This is a genomic window from Centipeda artemidis DSM 19719 (assembly GCF_000426665.1).
Lineage (GTDB): Bacteria > Bacillota > Negativicutes > Selenomonadales > Selenomonadaceae > Centipeda > Centipeda artemidis.
This window is the reverse complement of the sequence record NZ_AUFU01000030.1, coordinates 1-5511: the sequence shown is the minus strand read 5'-3', so window position 1 is coordinate 5511 and position 5511 is coordinate 1. Positions and strand designations below refer to the sequence as shown.

Below are 5511 nucleotides of genomic sequence, written 5' to 3'. Positions count from 1 at the left end.
TTTGGGTATATCCGTTGCGGCGATTTGCTGTATCCTTTTCGCCGCGCTCGTTGCTCATGTAACCGAGATGGTTTTCCATCTCGCCATTGAGCATGGCTTCAAACATGGGACCGAAGATTTCTTTGAGGGCGTTTTGCATATCCTCTACGGTTTTGGGTTGATACTCTTCGATAATTGCCTTAGCGAGCGTTGCACCGCGCCGTGGGGGCCTCTTTGACATAAGGGTTCCTCCTTAGTTTTTGACTTCCCCTCACGGGGAGTGCTCCTAAGCTGTCTTCCTACTTACACAGTTTATTATACACTCCCCTCTGCTGAATAATATTCTGTCTCTCCACGGCGCTCACGCGCTTCGTAATCCGCAATTATCCTTAAATCAAATTCATCTTCGAGACGCTCAAATACCAATTGCTTCATCATTGATGGAATATCACCATCATATATTTTGGCTGCTCTTGCTAATATGGATTGTTCTTCATCATTCAATTGAAGCGTGACGGTATTCATTATGGTTCCTCCTTCACCAGGTCGCGAGTTTTTTGTGTAATATGCTATCTTTATTATAACCTCTCAAAGACTTGATAGCAAGGCTGTTCATATAGATGTATCACACCAAGCTCCATGTGGAGCACTATGTGAAACACTAAGTCGAGCACTATGTCGGTTGATGAAAAAAGTTGTAAATTTTATCGAAAAGCATCTTGATTTTCATTCTCATAGGTGCTATATTATATACAGGCTTTCGTTAAAGCTCTCCTAAAATATAATACACAGCAAAGATAGTCCACAGTGGAGTGTGGGCTATTTTTGTGCATGAAGTCACACAAATATCTTGACAGGCATGTTATAATAATCAAAAAGTCAAAAGGAGATGATATGATGGCAAAAGAGCATATAACAAAGGATATTATCATCATCGGCGCGGGCATGGCGGGGCTGACTGCCGCGCTCTATGCGGGGCGAATGAACCTGCGGACGCTGGTGCTGGAGAATTCGCTCGTCGGCGGGCAGATCGCGACGGCGTCGGATATTGAGAATTTCCCGGGATTCGAACGCGTCAGTGGGATGGAGCTGATCGGGACGCTCGAGAAACAGGCGAAGAATTTTGGCGCGGAGATTGACGAGTTCGATCGCATTGAGCGCGTCGATCTCAAAAGCGCGCCGAAGATCGTGGAGACGGAGACGCGCATCTACGAGACGCCCGTCATCATCATCGCGTCGGGGATGAACCGGCGCAAGCTGCCGCTGCCGCAGGAGCCGCATTATTTCAACCGCGGGGTGCATTACTGCGAGCTGTGCGACGGGCACACCTATCAGGACAAGATCATCACGGTGATGGGCGGCGGGAATGCTGCGGTCGACGCGGCGAATTTCCTGACGAAGTACGCGAAGCATCTCTACCTCATCCACCGCTCGCAGCTGCGCGCGGATAAGTCCTCGCAGGACGCGCTCTATGCGAATCCAAAGGTGACGGTGATGCTTGAGACAGAGATCACGCATCTCGTGGGCGAGGATCGTCTGACGGCGATCGAGCTGCTGCACAAGGACACGGGCAAGACGGAGACGCTGCCCGCAGACGCGATCTTCGTCAACATCGGGGTGCTGCCGAACACGGATCTGTTCGTGGGACAGCTCGCGCTCACGGAGAGCGGCTATATTGCGGCGGATGAGAACTGCCGGACGGAGATCCCGGGGGTCTTCGTCGCGGGGGATATTCGCGAGAAGGAGATTCATCAGCTGACGACGGCGGCGTCCGACGGGACGACGGCGGCGCTCCACGCGGAGAAATATCTGGCGTCGCTGAAGTAAATTTGTCATATGATGTACGATATAGAGGGGGATTTTCCATGGTTCAGGTTTTTTCGTTCGACGCCTGCCCTTGGTGTGCCAAGGCGAAGAAGTACCTCGATATGAAGGGCGTTGCGTACGAGGTGCGCGACATCGAAAAGGATCCGGGGGCGTATGACGATCTGCTGAAGCTCACGGGCGACGGTTCCTGCCCTGTGATCAAGGCGGATAACGGTCAGTATGTGCGCGGTTTTGACCAGCCCGCGATCGATAAGCTGTTGGGGATCTGAGGAGGGCGTCCGTATGGTGAAGGTGTATTCGATCACGGTCTGCCCGTGGTGCGAGAAGGTCAAGCGCTATCTGAAATATCGCGGCATCGCGTACGAGGAGCACAACATCGAGCACGACGCGGCGGCGCTCGAGGAATGCCGCCGCATCTCGGGCGATACGATCGTCCCCGTCACGACGGCGGACGGCAAGGAGTATGCGCTCAGCTACGACCGCGAGAAACTGGACAAGATTCTCGGGATTACGGCGTGAAATGTGCTCTTGCGGTATCGTAAATTAGATGTGTGTCAGGGGCAGTTCCTTTGCTCATGACGATAGGCACGCGCCCTGTAACGATAAACGTCGGCGTATCGAGTAAGAAAAGGACTGTAACGGAAGTGTTAAAAACACATTTTGTTACAGCCCTTTTTCTAGCCGCTGTTTTTAGTTACGTCATTTGACAATATGGGATTTATCCTATATTATGAAAAGTGTACCGGAGGGGGGAGATGTCTAATATGAAAACACATAAGGATTTTCTTGCAGAACAGATGCGCGATCCCGGATTTCGCGCGGAATGGGAGTCGCTGCAGCCGGAGCGTACGATCATCGAGGCGATGATTGATGCGCGTGCGGCGGCGGGACTCACGCAAAAGGAGCTTGCAGAAAAATCAGGGATCGCGCAGAGCGATATCAGCAAACTGGAAAACGGAAATGCGAACCCGTCGCTGCGTACGCTCCAACGGCTTGCTGCAGGGATGGGGATGCGGCTGCATCTCGAATTTCTCCCCGCGCACTAATTGTTGCCCGCCGGTTACTTTTTTACTTGCCAAAATTTTTGAACGGGATTAAAATATATGTAGATGTATTTTCGGAATTAAATATAGGGGGTATTAACATGACCGGTTTGCCGCTCATCATTGCCTTTGTCGTGGCGATTGTCATCATGATCGTCATGATTTCGAAGCTGCGCATACACCCGTTCATCTCGATCATGCTGGTTTCGCTCGGGCTGGGTCTCGCTGCGGGCATTCCGCTCGTCGATCATAAACTCGAGGGCGGCGCGGTGCAGCACGGTCTTGCGACCGTCATCGGGCAGGGGTTCTCCGGGACGTTCACGAGCATCGGCATCGTCATCATCCTCGGTGCGATGATCGGGACTGTGCTCGAAAAGACGGGCGCCGCGCTGAAACTCGCGGATATGGTGATCCGCCTCGTCGGCAAGGACAATCCGGTCATCGCAGTGCAGCTCATGGGCTGGGTGGTCTCGATCCCCGTGTTTTGTGACTCCGGCTTCGTCATTCTCGACCCGATCCGCAAGGCGCTCATCCGCCGGACGGCGGTCTCTGCGGTCTCAATGACGTTCGCGTTGAGCGCGGGACTTTTCATCTCGCATGTCTTTATCCCGCCGACGCCCGGCCCTATCGCGGCGGCGAGTACGCTCGGCATCGGCGATTACCTCCTGCAGGTCATCGGGCTCGGTATGCTCTGCTCAATTTTCCCGCTCATCGCGGGTTACTTCTTCGCGCGCTGGATTGGGACGAAAGTGCAGTCAAAGGATGAGGTCGATCCGGAGGACGTGGCGAAGGTCTACAATGACCTGATGGATTCGTACGGAAAACTCCCCTCGGCGTTCAATACGCTCGCACCGATTGTCGTCCCGATTCTCTTGATGGCATTCTCGTCGATTGTGGCGATGGCGGGGGGCAAAGGGCTCGGCGCGGACATCGTGCGTTTCCTCGGCACACCGATCATCGCGCTCGCGGTCGGCATGGGCTTTGCGACCATCCAGCTCGCGGCGGCGGAGCGGATGCATGAGTTTTACAAAATCTGCAATGACAGTCTGATGACGGTCGGCCCCATCCTTTTCATCACGGCTGCGGGCGGCGTCCTTGGAAAGGTGATCGCGACGTCGGACATGGTGCATTATATCTCGCAGCATGCTGATGTGTTCTCGAGCATGGGGATTTTCTTCCCGTTCCTGCTCGCGGCGGTGCTCAAGACGGCGCAGGGCTCCTCGACGGTCTCGCTCATCACGACGGCAGGAATTGTGGGGCCGCTGCTTCCCGTACTTGGCTATCATACGCCGATTGAGATCACGCTTGTCTGTATGGCGATCGGCGCGGGCGCGATGACTGTGTCGCACGCGAACGACTCGTATTTCTGGGTGGTCTCCGAGTTCAGCGGAATGACGCCGGATCAGGGCTACCGGGTGCAGACGATGGGGACGCTCGTCCTCGGTATCGCCGCGATCATCGAAATCGCGCTGCTCAGTCTCGTGCTGCACTAACGATTTTCTTCGGTTTTAAGAGAACTTTCCTTGATTACATCCGCTGCGGCATGGTAAGATGCGGGTAATTTCAGTGAAGGAGGGATCTCTATGCGAAAAATTACGCTGCGTCTGCTCACGGTTACACTGATGCTGGTGCTTGCGCTGTCCGGCACGGTACTTGCGAAAAGTGCAAATCAACAGCGCGCGGAAATTGGTCGCCTGCACACAAAGGCGCTTGCAAACCTCTACGAGGTGAACCCGAATGTACAGGATGTCATCGCCGGCAGTTACGGCTATGCGACGATCAGCTCAACGGGGGCGAAGATCGGCCTGTTCGGCAGTGCACATGGGCGCGGGCTCGCCGTCAACAACGTGACGGGCGAACGCGTCTACATGAAGATGGAGGAGTATGCGCTCGGCATCGGGCTCGGCGTGAAGGAATACGATCTCATCTTTGTATTCGGCTCAGAACATGCATGGGATTCCTTCGTCTCAGGCAAGTTCAAGGTTGGCGGCGAGGCGACTGCATCCGCAACGGACGGATATTCCGGCGGCGCGATCGACGGCGCGGATGTCGTTGCAAAAGATATGTGGGTCTATCAGGTGACGACCAAGGGGCTTGCGGTCGGCGTCTCGCTCAAGGGGCTCAGCATCTATCCGAATAAGGATCTGAATTAGATATTCCCCTAAAAATTTCCATAGGCTGCATCGCGCAGAGAGTATGCGGTGCAGCCTGTTTCTTTTATCCGGGGTCATCATCAGCCGCTAGATTTGACGCAGCAGCGCATTCTTTTACTTGCTTTGCACGCGAAAACACCGTAAAATAAAAGAAAGAGGTGATCGCATGAGCTCCTATCGGATGAAGTCGTGGGAAGAGCTGACCATTTGTGACGACTATATGTTCAAGCTGATTATGAGCCGCAAACGCATCTGCAGGAAGGTGCTCGAGCGCATTCTGCACGTCGAGATCAGCGACATCCACTACCTCGAAGCGGAAAAGCCGATGAAGCCGAGTTACAGGAGCAAAGGTGTCCGTCTGGATGTCTATGTGCGGGATGACGTGCATACAGTCTACAACATCGAGATGCAGGTTCGCCAGCCCGAGGGTGACGGTCTTGCCAAGAGGACGCGTTACTACCAGTCGATGATCGATGCGGATCTCCTCGCTGCGGGCGCAGATTACGATG

At 54.1% G+C, this 5511-nt stretch carries 9 protein-coding genes; 7 read left to right on the top strand and 2 right to left on the bottom strand.

All coding sequences use genetic code 11. The features are described from left to right. Positions 1–220: transposase (locus tag K341_RS11985; protein WP_211221220.1), on the bottom strand; the 220-nt coding region annotated here is incomplete at its 3' end. A 74-nt stretch (positions 221–294) separates the two neighbouring features. Continuing rightward, positions 295–504 (bottom strand): DUF6290 family protein, encoded by a 210-nt coding sequence (locus K341_RS11980; RefSeq protein ID WP_037349747.1) that lies wholly within the window; start codon positions 502–504, stop codon positions 295–297. Positions 505–876: 372 nt separating this feature from the next. On the opposite strand from K341_RS11980, the gene K341_RS0110625 reads away from it, so the two are divergent. The 7 genes from K341_RS0110625 to K341_RS0110595 form a co-directional block, all read left to right on the top strand. Beyond that, positions 877–1806, top strand: a complete 930-nt coding sequence (locus tag K341_RS0110625) for an NAD(P)/FAD-dependent oxidoreductase (RefSeq protein ID WP_026762786.1) — start codon at positions 877–879, stop codon at positions 1804–1806. Between the two features lie 38 nt (positions 1807–1844). Beyond that, entirely contained in the window at positions 1845–2075 is a 231-nt protein-coding gene (locus K341_RS0110620; RefSeq protein WP_026762785.1) for a glutaredoxin family protein, read from the top strand. A gap of 13 nt (positions 2076–2088) precedes the next feature. After that, positions 2089–2325 (top strand): glutaredoxin family protein, encoded by a 237-nt coding sequence (locus K341_RS0110615; RefSeq protein ID WP_009350269.1) that lies wholly within the window; start codon positions 2089–2091, stop codon positions 2323–2325. 245 nt (positions 2326–2570) lie between these two features. Further along, the gene (locus K341_RS0110610) at positions 2571–2852 is read left to right on the top strand and encodes a helix-turn-helix domain-containing protein (protein WP_026762784.1); all 282 of its coding nucleotides are present in this window, start codon (positions 2571–2573) and stop codon (positions 2850–2852) included. A 98-nt stretch (positions 2853–2950) separates the two neighbouring features. Continuing rightward, positions 2951–4342: a GntP family permease gene (locus K341_RS0110605; RefSeq protein ID WP_026762783.1), complete on the top strand. Its 1392-nt coding sequence runs from the start codon at positions 2951–2953 to the stop codon at positions 4340–4342. Between the two features lie 90 nt (positions 4343–4432). After that, entirely contained in the window at positions 4433–5002 is a 570-nt protein-coding gene (locus K341_RS0110600; RefSeq protein ID WP_026762782.1) for a lipid-binding SYLF domain-containing protein, read from the top strand. Positions 5003–5183: 181 nt separating this feature from the next. Beyond that, positions 5184–5511, top strand: a 328-nt coding sequence (locus K341_RS0110595) for a PD-(D/E)XK nuclease family transposase (protein WP_026762781.1), incomplete at its 3' end; no start/stop codon positions are given.

Excerpts from the sequence above, each read along its gene's own strand:
- K341_RS11980 (WP_037349747.1), bottom strand. The coding sequence starts at position 504 with ATGAATACCGTCACGCTTCAATTGAATGATGAAGAACAATCCATATTA.
- K341_RS0110625 (WP_026762786.1), top strand. The coding sequence starts at position 877 with ATGGCAAAAGAGCATATAACAAAGGATATTATCATCATCGGCGCGGGC.
- K341_RS0110620 (WP_026762785.1), top strand. The coding sequence starts at position 1,845 with ATGGTTCAGGTTTTTTCGTTCGACGCCTGCCCTTGGTGTGCCAAGGCG.
- K341_RS0110615 (WP_009350269.1), top strand. The coding sequence starts at position 2,089 with ATGGTGAAGGTGTATTCGATCACGGTCTGCCCGTGGTGCGAGAAGGTC.
- K341_RS0110610 (WP_026762784.1), top strand. The coding sequence starts at position 2,571 with ATGAAAACACATAAGGATTTTCTTGCAGAACAGATGCGCGATCCCGGA.
- K341_RS0110605 (WP_026762783.1), top strand. The coding sequence starts at position 2,951 with ATGACCGGTTTGCCGCTCATCATTGCCTTTGTCGTGGCGATTGTCATC.
- K341_RS0110600 (WP_026762782.1), top strand. The coding sequence starts at position 4,433 with ATGCGAAAAATTACGCTGCGTCTGCTCACGGTTACACTGATGCTGGTG.